Annotated in this window: 18 protein-coding genes; 5 read left to right on the forward strand and 13 right to left on the reverse strand. The window is 52.5% G+C overall.

Going from position 1 to position 20,160, the window contains the following annotated elements:
• Positions 1-34: 34 nt before the first annotated feature.
• Complete coding sequence (locus tag H7F31_RS24430) at positions 35-613, forward strand: TetR/AcrR family transcriptional regulator (RefSeq protein ID WP_187100902.1); 579 nt, start codon at positions 35-37, stop codon at positions 611-613.
• A 42-nt stretch (positions 614-655) separates the two neighbouring features.
• On the opposite strand, the gene H7F31_RS24435 is transcribed toward H7F31_RS24430, so the two are convergent.
• The 5 genes from H7F31_RS24435 to H7F31_RS24455 form a co-directional block, all read right to left on the reverse strand.
• The gene (locus tag H7F31_RS24435; protein ID WP_187100903.1) at positions 656-2,368 is read right to left on the reverse strand and encodes an AraC family transcriptional regulator; all 1,713 of its coding nucleotides are present in this window, start codon (positions 2,366-2,368) and stop codon (positions 656-658) included.
• A gap of 107 nt (positions 2,369-2,475) precedes the next feature.
• A complete protein-coding gene (locus H7F31_RS24440; RefSeq protein ID WP_187100904.1) occupies positions 2,476-3,495 on the reverse strand; it encodes an ABC transporter substrate-binding protein in 1,020 nt (339 codons plus the stop codon).
• 185 nt (positions 3,496-3,680) lie between these two features.
• Positions 3,681-5,612: an AraC family transcriptional regulator gene (locus H7F31_RS24445; RefSeq protein WP_187100905.1), complete on the reverse strand. Its 1,932-nt coding sequence runs from the start codon at positions 5,610-5,612 to the stop codon at positions 3,681-3,683.
• 81 nt (positions 5,613-5,693) lie between these two features.
• Entirely contained in the window at positions 5,694-6,206 is a 513-nt protein-coding gene (locus H7F31_RS24450; RefSeq protein WP_187100906.1) for a hypothetical protein, read from the reverse strand.
• 77 nt (positions 6,207-6,283) lie between these two features.
• Positions 6,284-7,129, reverse strand: coding sequence for an SDR family oxidoreductase (locus tag H7F31_RS24455; RefSeq protein WP_187100907.1), 846 nt, complete (start codon positions 7,127-7,129; stop codon positions 6,284-6,286).
• A 141-nt stretch (positions 7,130-7,270) separates the two neighbouring features.
• Between H7F31_RS24455 and H7F31_RS24460 the strand changes: the two genes are divergently transcribed.
• Positions 7,271-7,633: a VOC family protein gene (locus H7F31_RS24460; protein ID WP_187100908.1), complete on the forward strand. Its 363-nt coding sequence runs from the start codon at positions 7,271-7,273 to the stop codon at positions 7,631-7,633.
• A 35-nt stretch (positions 7,634-7,668) separates the two neighbouring features.
• A complete protein-coding gene (locus H7F31_RS24465) occupies positions 7,669-8,193 on the forward strand; it encodes a winged helix-turn-helix transcriptional regulator (protein ID WP_261800552.1) in 525 nt (174 codons plus the stop codon).
• 409 nt (positions 8,194-8,602) lie between these two features.
• Here the strand turns inward: H7F31_RS24465 and H7F31_RS24470 are convergent, their stop codons facing one another.
• From H7F31_RS24470 to H7F31_RS24500, 7 genes are all read right to left on the reverse strand, one after another.
• Positions 8,603-9,148: an NADPH-dependent FMN reductase gene (locus H7F31_RS24470; protein ID WP_187100910.1), complete on the reverse strand. Its 546-nt coding sequence runs from the start codon at positions 9,146-9,148 to the stop codon at positions 8,603-8,605.
• 336 nt (positions 9,149-9,484) lie between these two features.
• On the reverse strand, positions 9,485-10,279 hold the full coding sequence (locus H7F31_RS24475; RefSeq protein ID WP_187100911.1) for an SDR family NAD(P)-dependent oxidoreductase: 795 nt from the start codon (positions 10,277-10,279) through the stop codon (positions 9,485-9,487).
• Positions 10,280-10,354: 75 nt separating this feature from the next.
• On the reverse strand, positions 10,355-11,356 hold the full coding sequence (locus H7F31_RS24480) for a helix-turn-helix transcriptional regulator (protein WP_187100912.1): 1,002 nt from the start codon (positions 11,354-11,356) through the stop codon (positions 10,355-10,357).
• 44 nt (positions 11,357-11,400) lie between these two features.
• Positions 11,401-12,501 (reverse strand): HAMP domain-containing sensor histidine kinase, encoded by a 1,101-nt coding sequence (locus H7F31_RS24485; RefSeq protein ID WP_187100913.1) that lies wholly within the window; start codon positions 12,499-12,501, stop codon positions 11,401-11,403.
• On the reverse strand, positions 12,494-13,189 hold the full coding sequence (locus tag H7F31_RS24490; RefSeq protein WP_087570163.1) for a response regulator transcription factor: 696 nt from the start codon (positions 13,187-13,189) through the stop codon (positions 12,494-12,496). Before H7F31_RS24490 ends, H7F31_RS24485 begins: the two co-directional genes overlap by 8 nt.
• Positions 13,190-13,229: 40 nt before the next feature.
• Entirely contained in the window at positions 13,230-13,763 is a 534-nt protein-coding gene (locus H7F31_RS24495) for a VanZ family protein (protein WP_187100914.1), read from the reverse strand.
• Between the two features lie 155 nt (positions 13,764-13,918).
• Complete coding sequence (locus tag H7F31_RS24500) at positions 13,919-14,506, reverse strand: TetR/AcrR family transcriptional regulator (protein WP_187100915.1); 588 nt, start codon at positions 14,504-14,506, stop codon at positions 13,919-13,921.
• Between the two features lie 126 nt (positions 14,507-14,632).
• On the opposite strand from H7F31_RS24500, the gene H7F31_RS24505 reads away from it, so the two are divergent.
• A complete protein-coding gene (locus tag H7F31_RS24505; protein ID WP_187100916.1) occupies positions 14,633-15,475 on the forward strand; it encodes an alpha/beta fold hydrolase in 843 nt (280 codons plus the stop codon).
• A 59-nt stretch (positions 15,476-15,534) separates the two neighbouring features.
• Here the strand turns inward: H7F31_RS24505 and H7F31_RS24510 are convergent, their stop codons facing one another.
• Complete coding sequence (locus tag H7F31_RS24510; RefSeq protein WP_187100917.1) at positions 15,535-17,298, reverse strand: methyl-accepting chemotaxis protein; 1,764 nt, start codon at positions 17,296-17,298, stop codon at positions 15,535-15,537.
• A gap of 266 nt (positions 17,299-17,564) precedes the next feature.
• Between H7F31_RS24510 and katG the strand changes: the two genes are divergently transcribed.
• Entirely contained in the window at positions 17,565-19,751 is a 2,187-nt protein-coding gene (katG, locus tag H7F31_RS24515; RefSeq protein WP_187100918.1) for a catalase/peroxidase HPI, read from the forward strand.
• Positions 19,752-20,160 lie beyond the last annotated feature (409 nt).

Here is a 20,160-nt window from a genome sequence, read left to right on the forward strand (position 1 = left end):
GTTTTGAATATCCCGCAAGGAGGCTTTCTGACCGATGAGAAGAACGAAAGAGCACTCGCAAGAGACGGCGGACAAGCTGCTGGACATCGCCAGAATACGGTTCACGGAACAAGGCTACTCCAATGCTTCGCTGGAAGAGATCGTCGCCGAAGCAGGCATGACGAGAGGCGCGTTATATCATCATTACGGGAACAAGCTCGGCTTGTTCAAGGCAGTCGTGTCGGCCGTGCAAGCGGAGCTTGGCGAGAAAGTAGAGCGTGAAGCTTCGCGTAGCGATGATCCGCTTGAGCAGCTGATTCTCGGCTGCAAGGCATTCGTGGAGGCGGCTGTTTCTCCTTCCGCCCTGCGCATTCTCCTGCTGGACGGACCAGCCGTGTTAGGGTGGGAAACATGGAGGCGCTTGGACGAAGAGAACGCGATGCGGCATCTTCGCGAGCAGCTCGAAATTCTGCAGGAGAACGGGTATTATTCCGGGCTTTCTCCAGCCGCCATGACCCGCTTCCTGTCCGGAGCGCTTAATGAATCCGCGTTATGGATTGCGGAGCGCCCGAACGAGCCGGAAGCGCTGGAAGAAACGATGGCCGTCATTTTGCACATGCTGAAGCGGCGTTAACCTTACGGAATTTCCGATCGACGACCGGATTTGCCCTTTATGTTAATCCCGACTTTCGTGGACACGATCGATAAGCGATTGCAAATGCTCCAACTGACGAATGCGCGAGATCGCGTCGTACAGATTCCATCTGCTCTCCTCGACCACAAACGCGCGTCCGCGGCGCACTGCCGGAATGCTTAGCCACAGGTCGCTCCTGAGCATCTGCTCCGTTGTTTCGCGAGACGATGAATTCTCCGGCATGGGAATAAACAGGATATCGCCGGCATGTTTGGCGATATCCTGCCGGTCGATCATCAGATAAGCATCTCCGGCAGCAATCAGCGCCTGGATCCCATCGGTAAGGGACGCCTCATCCACGTTATGCAGCAATTCGGATAAACCCAACTTTCCCATGACGAACCATTTGCGTCCGCGATGGCAAATAAATACGGATGCCTTTTCGCCGTTGCTCATTCCCTGCTTCCACGCGAGTCGCGCATCCTCGAGAAGCAGCGAATACCGATCGATAAAGCCGTCCGCTTCCTCCCCTTTTCCCAGCCACTCGCCCAGCCTCCGCAGTCTCTGCAAGAGGGAATCGTAGGAATTGTACACAATTGTAGGAGCGATAGCGCTGATCTCCCCATAGATGCGTTCGTCCATGTTGGACAGAATAATCAAGTCGGGTTCCAATGCCCTTGCTTTGCTCAATCGAAACGGAATTCCTATATCCTCGATTCCTTCCAAGCCGCCGTCCTCTTCCGACAGCCAGGAGGTGCCTAGTTCGTATAGATTGCTCCCCACCGGTCTGACGCCAAGCGCCAATAAATCGCCTAATACTTCTCCGAAATACACAATGCGGCGGGGACTCAGCGGTATACGCACCTCGTGACCGGCATCATCGATAATCTTCTTGCTCCCCCTCATGGATTGCGCATATTGCCTTGGGGCAATTCCCGTGCTCTGGCGAAATCGTCTGCTGAAATAATATTCGTCCTCGAAGCCGACCTTTTTCGCAATTTCCCGAAGAGGGTCTCCCGTCGTCACAAGCAGCGTTTTCGCGTGTTTTATGCGAAGCTGATTTAAGAAATCCAGCGGGGCAGATCCCGTCAGCTGCTTTATCATGGATACATATTGACTTTGCGGCATGCCGGCTTGCCCGGCCAAATGTTTGATGCTTAGAGGCAGCATATAATGCTCTTCCATAAAAGCGATCGAACGTTCCGCAGAAGGAAGCGCTCCTCCACTCGTTATATGCTCCGAGTTATGCTCTAGCAGCATTCCGATCAAGGTCTGGAACATGAGACGACGGTTGAGCCAATCCATCCCCGTGTTCGCGGAAAATCCGGATTCCACGCCGCTATCGGGCTCCTGCCCCTCTTCGGTGGTCAATTGCCGGGTCAATTTGAGCCCGCGAGAATAAGGAAACAGTCTCCAATTATAATGAATCGGCCGCAGCGGCTCGCGAAAGACGCTTTCGGAATCCGCGTCTATCATTTTAAAGGTTATCTCATAGAGAAGGACTTCCTCCCCCGAATAGTTGCTAATGTACCATCTTTGTCGAGGCGGCAAAATGAAGCAGCTCTGCTCCAGCGCCGGGATCAGACCGTCATCCGCATACAAGCTACAGTCGCCGGATGCAACAAGAAGCAGTGTATAAAATGAGCGGCTCCGCTCCTCCGTCACTTGATCCTCGCGAAGCATCCACTGTCGTGCTTCAAGCATATGAAAGAGCAAAGAGCGAAGCCTCTCCCCGTGAGATCTTGCTTGATCCATCCTACGTCCTCCAGACATTGACAATGACAACAAAATTGTTTTCATTGTAGACGATCGAAAGCCGCTTATCAACCCAATGATAAGCGGCTTTGAATCACATTAACGGTTTATTCGGACTTAAGCAGCGCTTTCGGCAATTGCTGGATCAACCATTCCCGCGACAGCGCATCGCTATAGGCTTCCAGCAAACCGAACGTATACACATTGCCCTTTTGGACGGCTTCAAGGCCGCTCCACACCTGGCCTTTCTCCAATTCCTTCAACTCGTTTACGGCTGCGCCATCGACAGGCGTAAGCAGAAAGAGATGATCTCCCGCGTACTCCGGAAGCTTTTCGAAGCTGATCTCGACGAAGCCTTGTCCGGCGTCCAACGCTTCTTGCACGAGAGGCGTGGGCTTTAAGCCGCCTTCCGAGTACAAAATTTGCGACAACCCCGTGTTAGCCATGGCAAACAACCGATTGCCCGGATACATGGTAAATACCGTAGCCGTTTCGTCTTCGCCAATTCCGCCGTCCCTGATCGCCTTCCACATCGCCGCTTCTTGCGTATGGTAGGCTTCCAGCCATTGCTTGGCTTCTTCTTGCTTGCCAAGGAGCTGACCCAGCTTCGTCAGACGTTCGTCCAGCGATCCGAAGGTATCGAAAGTCACGGTAGGCGCAACCTTCGCTATCGTCCCGTATTGGGCTTCATCCGAGTTGCCGAAAATGATTAGATCCGGATCCAGCTCCACGGCCTTCTCCACGTTAAACGGGAACCCGACATCCTGGGCATCCTGGAATTGCTTCTCGCTTAAGGTACCCTCGACGGAGCTCAACATAATGCCTACCGGACTAACGCCAAGCGCAGCCAGATCGCCTGTTGTCTCCCCATGGAAGATTACCCGTTGCGGCTGTGTCGGCACTTCGACCGTATGGCCGGTCCAGTCTTCGTACGATTGCGTAGCGTCTTGCGACGATCCGCCGCTCTCCGGCTTAGCGCTCTCTTGCGACGTTTCGTTTCCCCCTTTATTCGCCTCTTCTACTTGACCCGTTGCGTTGTTATTGTTTTGTCCTCCGCACGCGGACAGCGCTCCGGTCGTAAGCGCGGCCGCCATCAGGATCGTCAACCATTTTCCTGCCTTTTTCATTTTGTTGCCCTCCATCTGTCTTTTCGTCTGTTTAACGGATAATGATAATCATTATCTATTAATGTATCATACGAAAATCCAAATGCACTCTCAATGGACAAATAAAATCAAGCTTGTTTTTTTGTCCATTCATCCATTAAGCAAGATTCGTTCTGCTACTGTCGGCGTAATTCAGTGCAGCTGATCTACTTCGTCAAAACCTCCGCCAATACATCTACCTGCTTCATTGCGAAGATGGGATCGTTGAACAGGAATTGATCGAAGTCGATTCGGTAAACCTTGTCGTTCTTGACGGCGTCGAGACTCTTCCACAGTCCGCTGGCCATTAGCTCATCCACAGCTTCCTTGGCGGTGGCGTCCGATGCCAATACGAGATGATCCCCCGCATATTCCGGGATGGCTTCTTCCGTTATATCCAGGTAAGAAGATTCGTCCTCGATGCCGTTAATGACATCCTCCAGCACCTTCTCCTGCGGCTTTAATCCCCAGTACGAGTATAAAATGTTGCCTCCCATATTGCGATCCCGATAGATCATCATCGCTTTCCCGGCCCGCACGTTCAGAATGGTGAACGTTTCGTCCGATCCGAACTTCTGCGCCACGACTTCTTTGGTGGCCGCGATCTTCGCGTCATACTCCGTAATCCACTGCTCGGCCTCATCTTTTTTGTTCAGCAGTTCGCCCACTAGACGAATATCCTTCACCGGATCTTGATTGGCTTCCAGCACGACGGTCGGCGCGATTTTGCTGAAGCCCTCGTAGCCGCCGCTTGGTTCCAGATAAGCTTCGATAAGAATGATTAAATCCGGCTCCAAATCGGCAATTTTCTCGAGACTGAGCGGAGCGCCCAAATCCACGACGCCGCTCGTATCCATCGCGCTTTCGGAATATTGCAGAATGTAAGTAGCAGCGCCAAGCGGACGAACGCCCAGGGCCAACATATGTCCAAGGTGGTACGCTGTAACGACGCGCTGCGGTTGGCTCGGAATTTCCGTCTCGCCGTATTTATGCTTGTATAACCTGGTCGCGGAAGTCGGCTCTCCTTCCGTACCTGCCGAGCTTGCATTGTTGCTCCCTGCCTGGCACGCGCTAATTAGCAGCGACAAACAAATCATGACCATAGCGGTCATGGACGCCTTTGAACGGTTATTCGAAAACAATGGTATCTCTCCCTCTCTCTGATAATCATTTTCAATTACATTATGATTATAGGAGAGCCGCTTGGACGGAACAATGGAGGATAGTGACGGATTTGATGGATTAAGCTGCATGGCGTCGTCATTAGCCATTGCTTTGCGGGATTGGAGCGGCGAAACTCCAAACTGCTTCTTGAACAATCGGCTGAAATAATACACATCCGCATACCCGACCGATAAGGCAATTTCCTGAAGGCTCAGCTCCGTCGTCATTAAGTATTGCTTGGCTTGCTCCAATCGCATGCCGATCAAGTATTCGTTCGGACTTCTGCCGATCTCTGCCTTGAACAGTCGGTACATATAGCTGGGGCTGCAGCCCAGGAGCTCGGCCAATTGATCCATCGTGACGGCTTCGGCGTAATGCTCGTGGATAAAACGCAAAGCATATGCCACAAGATCGGAGGGACTTCCCTTATCGGTGGCGCCATGCATCTGACCCAGCAGCTCGTGTATGAACTCGTAAAACATGGCTTTCATCTTGATCCGGGCTAACACGCCCGTTTTTTGCCATCCTTCGAACATGCGGCGAGCTTGACTGTGAAGAAGTCCGGGTTCGGGAGGAATCACATGATAGAAGATGCCGAATGACTGCTCCTCCGATGGTTTGATCCCGTTATTCGAAGGTATCGCAAGGCAAGGCAGCACCGACTTGTAATAAATGATATAAAAAGAAAATTCGTGATGGGCAGGCCGGATGTCTACGTTCATCCCTTTGCCTGCATGCATGAGATGATGTTTTTTGAGATAGCATTTGCGTTCGTCTATCCGCACATAAGCGCTGCCGCTCGCCACTAGCAAAAAGATGTTCGCGGGAAGCTTGTAACCGAGCATATCCTGCCCCTCCCACAGCACTTTATGGCGAATATCCGATATGCTAACGGCGGCCTGATTCCATAACGCCATCTGCTCTTCCCAGTTCAATGACCGCACCTCGCCTTTGCATAATGCAAAACTGAGGTTATTATATTCGATAATCATTCTCAATTCAATTATGAGTACGGATTAGAGCTCCGTAATTTCTTGCTTGGCGTCAACAAGCAGCCTCAGCTTCTGCTCCTCGTCAAGCAAGCACCCCAAGTCAATCTCCCACTTTGAAGCCTCTTTATCGAACGAGACGGAATCGATGACGGGCAATCCGTTCTCCCACTTGGTTTTGGCATAATCCAGGCTTGCGATAAGCACGCTCCGCTCCCCTTTGGGCTGCTGTTGCTGCTTCGTTTTCTTCGATAAAGATAACCCGGGATAGGAGTCGGCCTGAGCTCCCAGCTGCACTTGCAGCAGGTTGCCAACTTGGTTTCTGTGCAGATTGCCAACCCACACAGCGGCTCTGAAAGTTTTGTCCGATTCAGGGTCTTCGTTCAAAGGTTCGACGACAAGCACTCCCTGCTCGGAATGAGCTACGGCATAACCCACCAACGTTTCGGACACGGAGCCGCCGCAAGCTGCTGTCAACAACAGTACAACGCCAAGCAGTACGATGCTCATCCAGTTTCTACAATGATTTGGTTTAACCAAATCCGGCACCCCCTCATTTTTTTGTTGCGGTCGTTCTACTACAAAGACGCTGTATTCTCGAAAGTAATGGAATCCTTCTATCCCTTGAGTCCAACTGCCTCCATGCTCCACTTCCACAAACGTTCGGCCGATTCATCGTCTGCCGCTTTGCCCGTCAGGGCTTGAGCTTGTTTCTTGTAGAAATATTCTCCGCTCGCATCCTTCGCCTCCGGACTTAACGCCAGATGCAGCGCCGTCTCCGATCCCTGCTCCGGCGTGAGGAAAAACGGTTTGAGCAAAACATGCACGCTCTTTCCGAACCCCGTCTCTCTGCTTACTCCGATGTTGGTGGCGACCGCGCCGGGATGAAGCGAATTAACCGTCGTCGTCGTACCGACCAACCTCTTCGCGAGCGATCTTGCGAACAGGATATTGGCAAGCTTCGATTGTCCGTAGCCCTTGGCGACATTGAATCCTTTCGTCAGATTGAGATCGTTGAAGTTCAGTCGCCCAGCCTTGTACGCGCCAGACGCCACGACGACGATCCTTCCTTGTTTCGCTTCCTTGATTCTATCCAGCAGAAGCATTGTAAATAAAAAATGTCCCAGATGATTGATTCCGATCATGGATTCGAAGCCGTCCTTCGTCAGCGTCCGCTTTAGACTGACGACGCCCGCATTGTTGACAAGCACGTCCAGCGCGTCGCCGCGGCTGTTAAATTCCGCGGCAAACCTGCGAATATCGGCGAAGGAACCCAGATCGCACAACATAAGCTCCGCCGCATCGCCGCCCGCCGCATCTCGCACTTTCGCCAGAGCTTCCTTGCCTCTTGCCTCGCTGCGGCATACCATCACGACGCGCATCCCCGCCTTGGCAAGCCCGATTGAAGTAGCCAGACCCATCCCCGAATTCGCACCCGTCACCATCGCCAGCTTACGACTCATTCAGGCACCTCCGATTCTCTTAATTTCTATCTATTGTAAGCGTATTGACTTGCAATCCGCAATAATCAAGACTTTACTATCGAAAATATACTTGGTATGATATCGATATGATAAATGTGGTAAACTATCGGAGGTGCGAATATGTTCAAACCAGGGGTAACGGTATGGTACAGTGTCAAGAGCTTGGAGCAAACGATTGATTTTTACAAGGAGAAGCTTGGCTTCGAAGTAAACTTTCATGATCCGGATACCGGCATGGCAATGGTCAATACGAACACGAAGGATTGTATCATTGGCTTCTCGGAGGCAGAAGAGGTCGTCCCTTCCACGTCTTCCACCGTATTCGAGGTTTATGACATCGTACATACCAGAGAGACGCTGGAGCAGCGCGGCGTCCGATTTATCGGCGACACCGAGACGGTGCCAGGCATGGCCAAGCTCGCGACGTTCGTCGATCCGGACGGGCATAATCTGATGTTATCCGAAGAGTTGGAGCCCGCCTGATTACGGAGCAACGTATTCTAGGCCTGGCTCAGGAGCTGTCGGGACAATGGACCGTTCCTTTGCTGCTGGAGGTTGAGCCTAGCGGCGGCAGGTTCACTCCGCTGCAAAATCGGCTGCAGATAACGCCAGCACGGCTTAGCGACAATTTAAAGCGGATGGCGGAGCATGGGCTGCTCAGGCATTTGTCGCCGTTGGAACGACGTCATCCCGCCTTGCCGGAATATGTGTTGACCGAGAAGGGATTACTGCTGCGGGATGCAGCCAAAGCCGTTCAATCCGCCGAAGGGATGCTGGGATACGGTCGACTGTCGGCGAAAGCCTGGAATCTTCCGCTTCTGCTCGCTCTTCATTACGAGCATACGAGGTTCCAGGACATTCGATTCGCTTTGGGCCAGGTCACACCTCGCATGCTGTCGGGAAGGCTGGACGAGCTGCAGCAGATCGGCGCGGTGGACAAGTCCATTGCGGAGCTGCCCCGTCCGGCGTATATTTACTTGCTCCATCAGGATTCGAAGCCGCCCGTCCGTCGTTTGGCAGCCGATCTATCCTCCCTCTTGTAGCGAGTCGCGTCGCGAGCAAAAAAAATGGGAAGCTGTTTCTTACCGCCACTCGACGGCGGGCAGCTTTTTGCGAATACGATGTCCAGCTGCCGCCTTACGGACAAGAGAGACGTTATTTAGTGATTTTTTTAGATTACTAAAATCTAACGGACACAGGCAACGCTATTTGCAACATCCGAGCCGCATTTCGCTCCGTCCCTACCGAATAATGTATTTCTTGTCCGTTAGAATTTTTATTGGCTCAAAAACACTTAAATAGTGTCTCTGATGTCGGTTAGGTATTTCAACGATTCATCTGCTGGTCCGCTTTGTAAGTTTTTAACGACCAAAAAAGTTGCATTGTATCTAACGACGACAAAAAACCGCGGAAGCTCCGCGGTTTTTCTTCTGCAATTTTATTAAAATGTCATTAAGCTCTCAGCGGCTTCAAAGCGCCGCTCCATGCCACGACTTGGTCCAGCATCGCGTTGACATTCGTCAGATGAAGGTCAGCCGGTTTGAAGACGGAGTAGTTTTCGAAGTCTGTAAACAGCGACAGTGTCGGATGAACGCGTACGTCAGCGACCGACAGCTCGCCCAGTATTCCGCGAAGGTGTTCTGCAGCACGCGCTCCGCCAGTGGAGCCATAGCTGACGATGCCCGCAGCTTTGTCATTCCATGCCTCGCGAGCAGAATCCACTGCGTTCTTAAGCGAGCCAGTAATGCTATGATTGTATTCCTGTACGATAAATACAAAGCCGTCCAAGCTGCTCAGCTTGGCATTCCAAGCCGCCAAACCCGGCTCTTCGCCCGTACCTTCGCCCAGGAAAGGAAGATTGTATTCTGCGATGTCCACGATTTCGTAAGAAGCGTCGCCGCGTCCATCCGCTATGCCTTTAACCCATTCTCCAACCTGTGGACTTACACGTCCTTGACGCGTGCTGCCCAGAATAATACCGATATTCAAATTCGACATTTCTTTACCTCCTGAATTTAAGTTAGTTAATAACTATATGATACTTAGTTAGTATAACTCTTTTAGTAGCAAAAGGGAAGTGTGTAATTTAAAATTATCAGATTCCTAAACATGCCAACTGTTCAAGGATTAAAAAGATTGCTGTTCCGATGTTGAACATCCCGTTCATTACAATCCCCTGACTATTTCCGAAGTCGCATAGTCCAGGCCCGGCCCAGTCAATGGATGGCCACACAAAAAAGCCAGCCCACTATCTCGACTGACCCTCATTAATCATAATGTCTTGGTGCATCGCTACAACCGTACCTGCCCGAGAATGTTCCGTACAGCGCAGGGCTAAAAAATCGTTGGCACCATGCCGCCATCCATGCGGATCGTCGAACCCCTGAAGGGGGATGAATACGGACTGCAGAGAAATACTGCAAGCCTGCCGATCTCATGTGGACGTATAAATCGTTGCAGCTCGGAATGGGGCAGGCTGGACGCCATAAATTGCCGCTCCTTTACCGCAAATGTCATGCCCGCCTCCGAATAGAGGCCATTAATGATGCCTTCCACGTTCTCCGAGAGCGTCGGTCCAGGCAAGATACTGTTCACCGTCACCTCTGTTCCTGCCGTCAGCTTCGACAAGCTTCTGGACAGGGACAGAAGCATCGTTTTGGTCATGGCATACTGGGGCATATGGCCTGCCGGCATAACGGCTTCCTCGCTTCCGATGAAGATCAGACGTCCGAAATTGTTATTCACCATTTTCGGCAAATAAAATTTGGACAAGCCGTTCGCCGCCAAAACATTTGTGCGGAAGTACCTCTCCCATACCTCGTCTTCCACGTCAGCGTAGTTCATCATTTCATAAATCCCCATGTTATTGATCAAAATATCCACATGAGGAAAAGCTTCGAACAACCGCTCCCTCTGCCCGATATCGACCAGATCGGCCGCGGCATTGCGCGGATTCGTATCCGGATAACGTTCCTTCAACTCTCGGACGACACCTTCCGCTTTATCCGCGTTCCGACCATTCACGTATATATGCACGCCTTCTTTGGCAAGCTCAAACGCGATTGCTTTCCCGATCCCATTGGTAGATCCCGTGACCAACGCCGTTCTATTTGCCAGCCCCATCTCCATATCACATGTCTCCTTTTCTTTCGGTCTATGTAATAGGTTACCTCGTTCGAGGTGAAGGGTAACTAGCATGATGCGTCAATGTTCTTGCGAAACGCGCCAATATGCCGGCGTAACGCCCTCCCAGCCACGGAAAGCGCGATAGAACGAGTTCTGGTCCTCGTATCCGACCAAGTAGGCGACCTCCTTAATTTCCAGCATATCATCCGCCAAGTAGTAAAGCGCCTGTTCATGCCTGGTCTGCGACAACAGCACATTGAAAGTAGTAGCCTCTTGTGCAAGACGCCGCTGGAGTGTCCGTTCGCTCATGCCCAGTTCCTTGGCGACGGCTTTCATCCCGGGTCTTCCGCTTGAGAGCATACCCTTTATTATATATTTCACCGCATTACTGATGGTGCGGACGGTATTACGCTGATCTAATGCGTGCTCCAGCACAGGAGTCAGGATCTCCAACAACTCTTCGTTATAAGAAAGGAACGGTCGATCCAAGTCGCTCTGGCGAAGAGTCAGACGATCATGCGGTGCACCTGTCCGTATTCTGCAGCCAAAATAAGCTTCCAACGCTTCCACGTCGCCCATGTCTTCTGTAAACTCAACGCTCTTCGCAGTTAAGTGCCAGCCTGTTCCCCGGCGTCCAAGCTCCATCAGGCATGCCAGCGTAATCCCTACCAAGACGGGCGGCCCGCTCTTAATGGCTTGCTGCCATCCAAGCTCGATCCTGCATATATCCCCTTCTTGATGGATAGTCAAGTTTTCGGGAGGACATAGCTGCTTATACTTGGTCATTCGATTTAGGGCATCCCGAAAGTCGCGGGCGTGATAAGTAGCTAAAACGGACGGCGGATACTTCGCCGTCTCGAAGGCTGTTGCCAGCCCAATGATTGCCTGGGCAGTATTGCCGGCAAGCTCCGCAAGCGCCTGCCAAATTGCATAATAATGCGAAACGGACACCTCGGCATCGGTAATTTCGTCCTGCGGAAGTCCCGCTTGCCTGACAATATCCCCAGGCTGTATCCCCAATTGGCGAATGCCTTCCCATAATCCATGCGGCACCTTCACGCGGTCAGAGGTAAACGTCATGTTCCTGGAGCGCCTCCTTTTACAACTGCCTGCTGATGTTTGATTTACGCCTCCTCCACTCCTACTGGCAGTCGCACCTGGAATTTTGTGCGGATGACGTTGCTGTCCGCCGTAATCGCCCCCTGATGCTGCTTCACGATATTGCGCGCGATGAACAGACCGAGCCCCGTGCTGCCCTCATGATAGGTTCGAGCCTTGTCGCTCGTATAGAACATGTCGAAAATATGGGGTATATCCTCCGGCGCAATAAAGTCGCCGTAGTTCGTAATCTCGACGACAGCCTCTTCGCCTTCCAGTCGGCCATGGATGTCGATAAAAAGGCCGCCGCCGCCATAATGGACGGCGTTGCTGATCAAATTCTCGAATACCCGGGCCAGAAGCTCTCCATCGCCTTGAATGACAAGCGAAGGAGCCACATCCATTCTCGCGGTCAATCCGCGGTTCTCCAGCTGTGGATAAAATTCTTCGCTCATCTGATGCAGCAACTCGCTCAGATCCATGGGATTGCGAACGATATCGAGCTTTCCGTAGTTCATGCGCGTCACTTCGAACAATTCATCGATCAGATGCTCCAGACGCTGAGACTTCGAATAGGCAATCATCGCATAATGTTGAATCTGCTCCTGCGGCAAGTCCCCGTTCTTTAAAATAAAATCCAAATAACCGATCACCGAAGTGAGCGGCGTGCGAAGATCATGCGCCAAATTCAATACTAGCTGCTCCTTGCTGCTCTCGGCGGCATCCCCCCGCTCCTGCGCTTCCATCAGCTTCTCTCCCGCCAGATTAATATCCCGCGCGATATCGCCGAATTCATCCGTCGAAGCAATATGGACCTTCGCATCGAACTGCCCAGCCGCAAGTGAACGAATGCCTCCGGATATGTCGTGGAAGTAGCGAGCGTACCGCTTCGTCAGCAAGAAAAAAAACCAGACGGCCAGCGGGATAAAGAAGATCAGGAAAAAGTTGACGTCACCGACCTGTCGGATGAAATACCGGATCTTGGTCGACGGGTCTTCTAACTTGGTCGTATAGTAATAAAGCTGGGAGACTCTGTAGATCGCGAAGGTGATCGCGGCCGCGAATCCCATGCTGAGTCCGAATAACAGCAGCATCCTGATCCTGAAGCTTCGGAATACGTTACCCATGGAATGAATACCCGACTCCCCATATCGTTTTGATCAGCTGGTTCTTGCTGGTATCCTCGCCCAGCTTCTTGCGCAGGGTGCGAATATGCACCATAACGGTATTATTGCCTTCGTAATAAACCTCGCCCCATACATGCCGGAAAATATGCTCCGAGCTGAACACCTTCTTGGGATGGCTGGCCAATAGATGAAGAATGTCGAATTCCTTTGGCGTTAAGTTGACGGGACGTCCGTCCACGACAACCCTTCGTTCGTCTGGATGGATGACGACGCCTCCGGCGCCGACAACGGGCCTTTCGGCAGCGTCGGCCTTGCTGAATTGAAGCGACCTTCTCAAATGTGCGTTTACGCGGGCAACAAGCTCCATGGGGTTAAACGGCTTCGTCATATAATCGTCGGCCCCTTGAACGAGGCCTGTTATTTTATCGAGATCGGAGCTCTTTGCGCTCAGAAAGATGATGGGCATATGATGACGATCCCGAATATGTTTTGTTACCTCATAGCCGTCCAGCTTCGGCATCATAATATCCAAAATCGCCAGATCGATCCGATGCTTGACGACTGCCTCCACGGCAGCCTGTCCATCCGCCGCCTTGATGCAGCTGTATCCTTCCTTCGACAGATGCATCTCCACCAGATCCGCGATCTCCGTGTCGTCGTCCGCGATCAATATCGTAATGGCTTTCAATGACTTGCCCTCCTATGGCTGCAGTTATCCATTTATTGTATCAGATAGTCCCAATCCGCGCAGCCCGCGGCTTCTCCTGAGCTTGGTCTTGCCCCTTGAGCCATCCCCGACATCGAAAATACAGCCTATAAACCAGGTATCCGTTAACGCCTCCGAAGGTGTTTAAAAGTATATCATCCACATCGAAAGAGCCGATGGCAAACGTAACCTGCAGCAGCTCCAGAAACAAACTTAGGACAAACGCATTTTTCGCCGTTGCTGCAAGGGCTCCCCCTCTCCGATTCTTCATCATGCCAAGCAGCATGCCGAACGGGACGAAGATGGCGATATTCCCGAATACGTTCAGGTATCCATGGTTCGTCCCCGCTTCCATCGCACGCTTAATCTCGTGCAAGGGAATAAGATTCCCTTGCCCCATCCGATCCGCGATTCGAAAGGGATCCTGCAAGCTGGCTCGAAGCTGCCCACCCAGGTACATGAGATCAATGCTATAGCCCTTGAATAGGACTATTTTGAAAAGTGCATAGATATAGAAGGCAAAAATCACGTACAGCAAGATGATTCTTAGCTTCATGATTGATAAACTCCTTTCCAAATAAAACGCTATAAGGATAAGGGTATCGGAGAAAATTTAAATAATTGAACGGTTAGTTCTAAAAGTTTTATTAAATTGCCGCCCTTTGGCGATGCAGCGCTTTTCATTCCGAGAAATATAGAGGTTGTTTTCTCCTAAAGCGCCTTCAGCAGTTGCTCTAAGATCCGTGTCGCCTGCTTGCGCGCAACTGCCGGATCTCCAGCTTCGGCAATGCCGGTCGCAGCCTCAGTAATGGCACCGAATAGGATATTCGCCGGCATGTGAACGGGCTGCTTCCGAATTAAGTCAGCTTCCATGAGTTCCTTCAGTAATGTCGTTACTAAACCCATGACGCTGTGTTTCTCCTTTTCTCTCCAGCTTTTCCAACCTAGTATAACCGGCGCTTCCTGCAGCACGTTTACCCGATAAGAGGGCTGCAAACAACCTTCCAAGTAGACCTCCAATGCGGTAAGCGCACGTTCCCATGGGCCGGATACTGCTGCAATCTCCGCTCCTATCTTCTCCACCATTCCGTTCAGCAGCCGATCGACGACTTGCTCGAATACGGCTCGTTTATCCTTAAAATAATAATAAAAAGCTCCTTTCGTCAATTGCTCCAGTTTGACTATCTCATCAATAGAGGTTTTGCCGTATCCATGCTCCGTTATTAAGTTCTCCGCTCGCCGCAACAGGGCGTCTCTGGTCGATTCATTCGCATCTTGCTTAGGGATTCGTCTATTCATAAGTTGATTATAACGTGAAACAGACAGGTTAAAAAGATAAAGTCCTAACAACATACTCTCGGTATGTTCAACATACTGGAAGTATGTTACACTTATTCCGAATTGAATGGAGAGGAGCTCATATGGATGAAAGAAGTACGAGTGGACGCCGGAATTGTCCAATACGAGGAACACGGCAGCGGTCAGCCTATCGTTTTTTTGCACGGCACGTTAAGCAATAAGAACACATGGAGGAAGGTCTCGCCCCTTCTGTCAAACCGATATCGCTGCATAATTCCCAGTCTTCCATTGGGAGGCCACGCCGTTGCCATGAACCCTGATGCGGACCTCATGCCGTATGGCATATCCGTCCTATTGAAACAATTTCTTGAGGCTATCGGACTGGATTCAGCGGTACTTGTAGGGAATGACACCGGCGGAGCCTATGCGCAGCTTTTCGCCGCGACGTATCCCGCTTCCGTATCAAGGCTCGTCCTGTCCAATACCGATGCATTCGAGGTATTCCCGCCTCGAGCGTTCGCCATGCTGCAAGCAGGCGTCCATATACCGGGCTTCACCTGGATGATGAGCCGTCTGTTCCGATACAAGCCGATTCTGACAAGCTCGTTCGTGCTGGGATTGCTCTCCCATTCCTTGACCAAGGAGGAAATTGCGGATTTGTATGTTTCCACCTTCGTGAAGCGCGGCGACATTCGAGCAGACTTTGCTAAAGTAGTGAAGAGCTGGTCGCCGGATTACACGATGCGCGCGGCACAGGAGCTTAAACAATTCGAGAAACCTGTCTTGGTGATATGGGGGGCGGACGATCATAAGCTGTTCCCCGTAGAATTGGGGAAACGTCTGCAAACCGTATTTCCTCACGCTTCCCTGCGAATTGTCGAGAATTCGCTCACTTACATACAAGAGGATCAACCGGAGGTTTTTGCGAAGGAGCTGGATGCGTTTCTACAGCATGCGGAACACCGATGAGGCCGTAATAAAACGGCAGTCCGAATAGATCGCTCATTCGGACTGCCGTTTGTTGTTTTCTACACCTTGATCTTAAGCAAAGCATGCTGCAAATGCTGCGCCATCTCGCTCATCGCTTGCGACGAACGGGTCATCCCCTGCACGGCCTCCAGCTGGGAAGCGGCCAATATCGCCACCTCTTCGGAACGATGGGCGGCCATCGCGGCAATGTCGGCGATCGTATGGGCTGCGGATGCAGCCTCCTCCGTGCTCGCGGACATCTCCTCGGAAGCTGCCGAGAGCTCCTGCGATTCTTCCGCGACGAATTGGAACCGGTCCACAAGGGCCCTCATCGTCTCTTCCGCATCCTGAGACAATCGCACCCCTTCCCGGATCTCGTCATTCCCGGCTGTCATACGCTCCGCAATCGTCGTTGATTCCTCTTGGATGCTAGTCAGGAGCGAAGCGATATCCGCTACCGCCGTACCCGACGAATCCGCCAGCTTGCGGACCTCGGCCGCGACGACCGCGAATCCCCTTCCGTGCTCGCCGGCTCTTGCCGCTTCTATGGACGCGTTTAAGGCCAGCAGCTTCGTCTGTTCGGCGATGTCCCTAATAGATATAAGCGCGTTGACTATGGCATCGGAATGGCTCTCCAGCATATGGACGGAATCATTGGTCCCCCGAGACACGTCCTCGATTCTAGCCATCTGTCCTCTGATGCCGGCGATGGTGGCCAAACCTGCCGAAGCTTTTTCCAGCGCGGAACGCGAGGCATCTGCAACAAGCAGCGACGAGCGGGATACACGCTCAACGCCGGATGTAATATCCTCCATCGAGCGGGATGTCTCCACCGTGCTTACTTGCTGGGCACGAGCGCCATCCTTCATCTGCCCCATCGCTTCATCGATCGTACGATTCATGTCCAGCAGACCGGCGGACTGGTCGGCGAACTGCCCGCTCGTCTCCACAAGCTGCCGGGAAGTCCGATTTGCCTGGGATACGATGTCCCGGAAGATAACGTTCAGCTTGCCGGACATGTCCGCCATCGCGCGATAAGCCGCTCCGATCTCATTTCGGGAACGGAAGTTGCTGCCTTGCAGCAGCTTCTCCGCCTCTGCCAGCCTGCCTGAAGCCATATCCTCTGCAGCCGTGACGATCACCTTAAGCGGACGCAACGCCCGCGACAGCAAAAAGAGAATGGCCAGGATCGCGATTAGCGTCAATATTGCAATCGCTATGAAGACAGGCACGCTGTCCCCGATAACGGAGTCCGCGATTTCCTTAACATCCGCTGCTGCCGTATCGATGCCGATTACGCCGATCACCTCTCCCGCCTCGTTCCTGACGGGAGAATAGGTTGAGATATAATCTCCGTATTCCGGATTGCTTATCATAGGAGATGCTGCAATCTTGCCCTGCTGCAAATTCGCTATTGCGGCGGGAGGTATATCCGTCACCTCTCCGATTGGCGAAGCGAGCTCGGAGCCCTTGGGCTGACCGTCGATTAATATGACGGGGTTGTTCTGTTCGTCAATAACGACGAAATATACATATAAAGCGCCGATCTGGGATCTGTACCGATCCAGCTCGGCCCGAAGCGTCCAATATTGTTCATTCTCCTTCGGCTGCTGCAGGAATTGTTCATACGCAGGCGCATTCATTCCGGCAGCATAACTTTCCGCAAGCTTCATTCCGTAGCTCCGTATGGCCGACTCGCTTGCTTGTTTGGCGTTGCCGATCTGGGTTACAGCGGCGGCCGTCAACAACAACAGCATGATGGCCACGATCGCCGATGCCAACCTTACGACCAATCTCCCTTTTTTTCTGTCTGCAGATTCCATGAGCGCGCATTCTCCTCAATTTCACGTTTGTTAAGATTGCATTTGACAAAGTTCGACCTAAAGACCCTGTTTTCCTGCTAGTTCGCTATACCTAGTCCTGCGAATTTCAGCAACATTATCGTCCTCCTCACCTCAGTGAAAGCACAAATGGGTGAAGATTAAATGAAAGTTTGATTTCTTCATTGATATCGGACAGGAATCGTTTTATAAAGAGAGTAGAGCAATGATTAATTTGCTACTTCATGAAGAGATGAGGAGATGAACGCATGGACGGAACAGTTACTACCAGCGGAGGCAAATGTCCGGTAATGCACGGCGGCGCGACCAGTCATCAATCTAGCGGAACAACGAACAGACATTGGTGGCCGGGACAATTGAATTTGAACATCCTGCACCAGCACGATCGCAAGTCCAACCCGCTAGGCGAGGACTTTGATTATGCCGAGCAATTCAAGAGTCTGGATTTCTACGCGCTTAAGCAGGACCTTCGCGATCTGATGACGGACAGCCAGGATTGGTGGCCCGCCGACTACGGACATTATGGCCCCTTCTTTATCCGCATGGCATGGCACTCCGCAGGTACATATCGTACAGGCGATGGCCGAGGCGGAGCTGGCTCCGGCACACAGCGTTTCGCTCCGCTTAACAGTTGGCCCGACAACGGCAACCTTGATAAAGCACGAAGGCTGTTATGGCCAATCAAACAAAAGTATGGCAACAAAATTTCGTGGGCGGACTTGTTCGCGCTGACCGGCAATGTCGCCATTGAATCCATGGGCGGAAAAACGTTCGGCTTCGGCGGCGGACGTCCCGACGTCTGGCATCCGGAAGAAGACATCTATTGGGGAGCCGAAAAAGAGTGGCTTGGCGATACCCGCTACACGGGCGACCGTGAACTCGAGAACCCGCTCGCCGCGGTACAGATGGGCCTCATTTACGTTAATCCGGAGGGCCCCAACGGCAACCCTGACCCGCTTGCGAGCGCGCGCGATATTCGCGAAACATTTGCGCGGATGGGAATGAACGACGAAGAAACCGTCGCGCTGGTTGCGGGCGGCCATACTTTTGGCAAAGCGCATGGCGCCGGCGATGCGGCGCTAGTGGGACCGGCTCCCGAAGCGGCGCCGCTCGAAGATCAAGGACTGGGATGGATCAGCGCGCATGGAAGCGGCAAAGGCCGCGACACCATTACTAGCGGCGTGGAAGGCGCCTGGACCGCTAATCCGACGCAATGGGACAACGGCTTCTTCGAGTTGTTGTTCGGCTACGAATGGGAGTTGACAAAGAGCCCGGCAGGCGCCCACCAATGGGCGCCGATAGATCCCGCCGAGGAGCATCTGGCACCGGATGCCGAAGACGCCTCCATCCGCGTGAAAACGATGATGACGACGGCGGATATGGCGCTCCGCATGGATCCCGCTTACGAGGCGATCTCGCGCCGCTTCTACGAGAATCCCGAGGAATTCGCGGACACCTTCGCGCGCGCCTGGTTCAAGCTCATGCATCGCGACATGGGTCCTCGCGCCAGATATCTGGGGCCCGAAGTGCCCGACGAGGTGCTGATCTGGCAAGATCCCGTGCCGACTGTCGATTATGTATTAACGGAGGCGGATGCCGCGGAATTAAAAACCTTGATTTTGGATTCCGGCTTGACCGTAGGCGAACTGGTCACGACCGCCTGGGCTTCCGCCAGCACCTACCGCGGTTCGGATATGCGCGGCGGCGCCAATGGCGCTCGCATTCGGTTATCCCCTCAGAAGGATTGGGAGGTCAACCAGCCGCTCCAGCTTGACAAGGTGCTCACGATTCTGCAAGGCATTAAGGACGACTGGGAGAAGGAGGTTAGTCTGGCCGATCTTATCGTGCTGGGAGGCAGCGCAGCCGTCGAGAAGGCAGCGCGAGATGCAGGTTACGATGTATCGGTGCCATTTACTCCCGGAAGGGGCGATGCTTCGCAGGAGGAGACCGACGTCGAAGGCTTCGCCGTGCTGGAGCCCGTATCCGACGGATTCCGCAACTACCAGCAGAAACACTATGCCGTTACGGCGGAAGAATTGCTGCTCGATAAAGCGCAGCTACTGGGCCTGACGGCGCCGGAATTGACCGTTCTCGTTGGCGGCATGCGCGTGCTTGGCACCAACTACGGGGGTACGAGGCATGGCGTGTTCACGGATACCGTAGGCACGCTGACGAACGACTTCTTCGTAAACCTGCTAGACATGAACGTCGCTTGGAAGCCCGTCGGAAGCAACACGTACGAAGGCAGAGACCGTCAGTCGGGCGAGGTAATCCGCACGGCGACTCGGGCCGATCTTGTATTCGGCTCCAATTCCATACTGCGAGCCATAGCCGAATTGTACGCGCAAAACGACAATCGCGAGAAATTTGTACGGGACTTTATTGCCGCTTGGGTAAAAGTGATGAACGCGGATCGTTTCGATCTGGCGCAGTAATACTCAAAGCTAAACGGCTGACTCCAAAGTGTGCGTATGACGTGAGAATATCCACATTTACAAGCGAAAGGACCTCGGTTCCACTTCAAGTGGAGACTGAGGTCCTTTTTCTTGAAGAAAGGCGTTTCCAAAGAGGCGGAAAAAACGCAAATTGGCTTTGGATGGACAGCCCCGCTAGAAAAGGCTGCAAAACCATCCCATAGGCGTTTATAACGACTATGGAGCCTGAAAAGGCGACAAAACCATCCCATAGGCGTTTATAACGACTATGGAGCCCGAAGTGGCTGCAAAACCATCCCATAGGCGTTTATAACGACTATGGAGCTTGAAAAGGCTGCAAAACTATTCCATAGGCGTTTATAACGACTATGGGGCTTGAAAAGGCTGCAAATCCATCCCATAGGCGTTT

This window comes from Paenibacillus sp. PAMC21692, from assembly GCF_014303795.1.
Classification (GTDB): Bacteria; Bacillota; Bacilli; order Paenibacillales; family Paenibacillaceae; genus Pristimantibacillus; species Pristimantibacillus agaridevorans.

Excerpts from the sequence above, each read along its gene's own strand:
- H7F31_RS24430 (WP_187100902.1), top strand. The coding sequence starts at position 35 with ATGAGAAGAACGAAAGAGCACTCGCAAGAGACGGCGGACAAGCTGCTG.
- H7F31_RS24435 (WP_187100903.1), bottom strand. The coding sequence starts at position 2,368 with ATGGATCAAGCAAGATCTCACGGGGAGAGGCTTCGCTCTTTGCTCTTT.
- H7F31_RS24440 (WP_187100904.1), bottom strand. The coding sequence starts at position 3,495 with ATGAAAAAGGCAGGAAAATGGTTGACGATCCTGATGGCGGCCGCGCTT.
- H7F31_RS24495 (WP_187100914.1), bottom strand. The coding sequence starts at position 13,763 with ATGAAGCTAAGAATCATCTTGCTGTACGTGATTTTTGCCTTCTATATC.
- H7F31_RS24480 (WP_187100912.1), bottom strand. The coding sequence starts at position 11,356 with ATGACGTTTACCTCTGACCGCGTGAAGGTGCCGCATGGATTATGGGAA.
- katG (WP_187100918.1), top strand. The coding sequence starts at position 17,565 with ATGGACGGAACAGTTACTACCAGCGGAGGCAAATGTCCGGTAATGCAC.
- H7F31_RS24510 (WP_187100917.1), bottom strand. The coding sequence starts at position 17,298 with ATGGAATCTGCAGACAGAAAAAAAGGGAGATTGGTCGTAAGGTTGGCA.
- H7F31_RS24460 (WP_187100908.1), top strand. The coding sequence starts at position 7,271 with ATGTTCAAACCAGGGGTAACGGTATGGTACAGTGTCAAGAGCTTGGAG.
- H7F31_RS24505 (WP_187100916.1), top strand. The coding sequence starts at position 14,633 with ATGAAAGAAGTACGAGTGGACGCCGGAATTGTCCAATACGAGGAACAC.
- H7F31_RS24470 (WP_187100910.1), bottom strand. The coding sequence starts at position 9,148 with ATGTCGAATTTGAATATCGGTATTATTCTGGGCAGCACGCGTCAAGGA.
- H7F31_RS24455 (WP_187100907.1), bottom strand. The coding sequence starts at position 7,129 with ATGAGTCGTAAGCTGGCGATGGTGACGGGTGCGAATTCGGGGATGGGT.
- H7F31_RS24475 (WP_187100911.1), bottom strand. The coding sequence starts at position 10,279 with ATGGAGATGGGGCTGGCAAATAGAACGGCGTTGGTCACGGGATCTACC.
- H7F31_RS24485 (WP_187100913.1), bottom strand. The coding sequence starts at position 12,501 with ATGGGTAACGTATTCCGAAGCTTCAGGATCAGGATGCTGCTGTTATTC.
- H7F31_RS24500 (WP_187100915.1), bottom strand. The coding sequence starts at position 14,506 with ATGAATAGACGAATCCCTAAGCAAGATGCGAATGAATCGACCAGAGAC.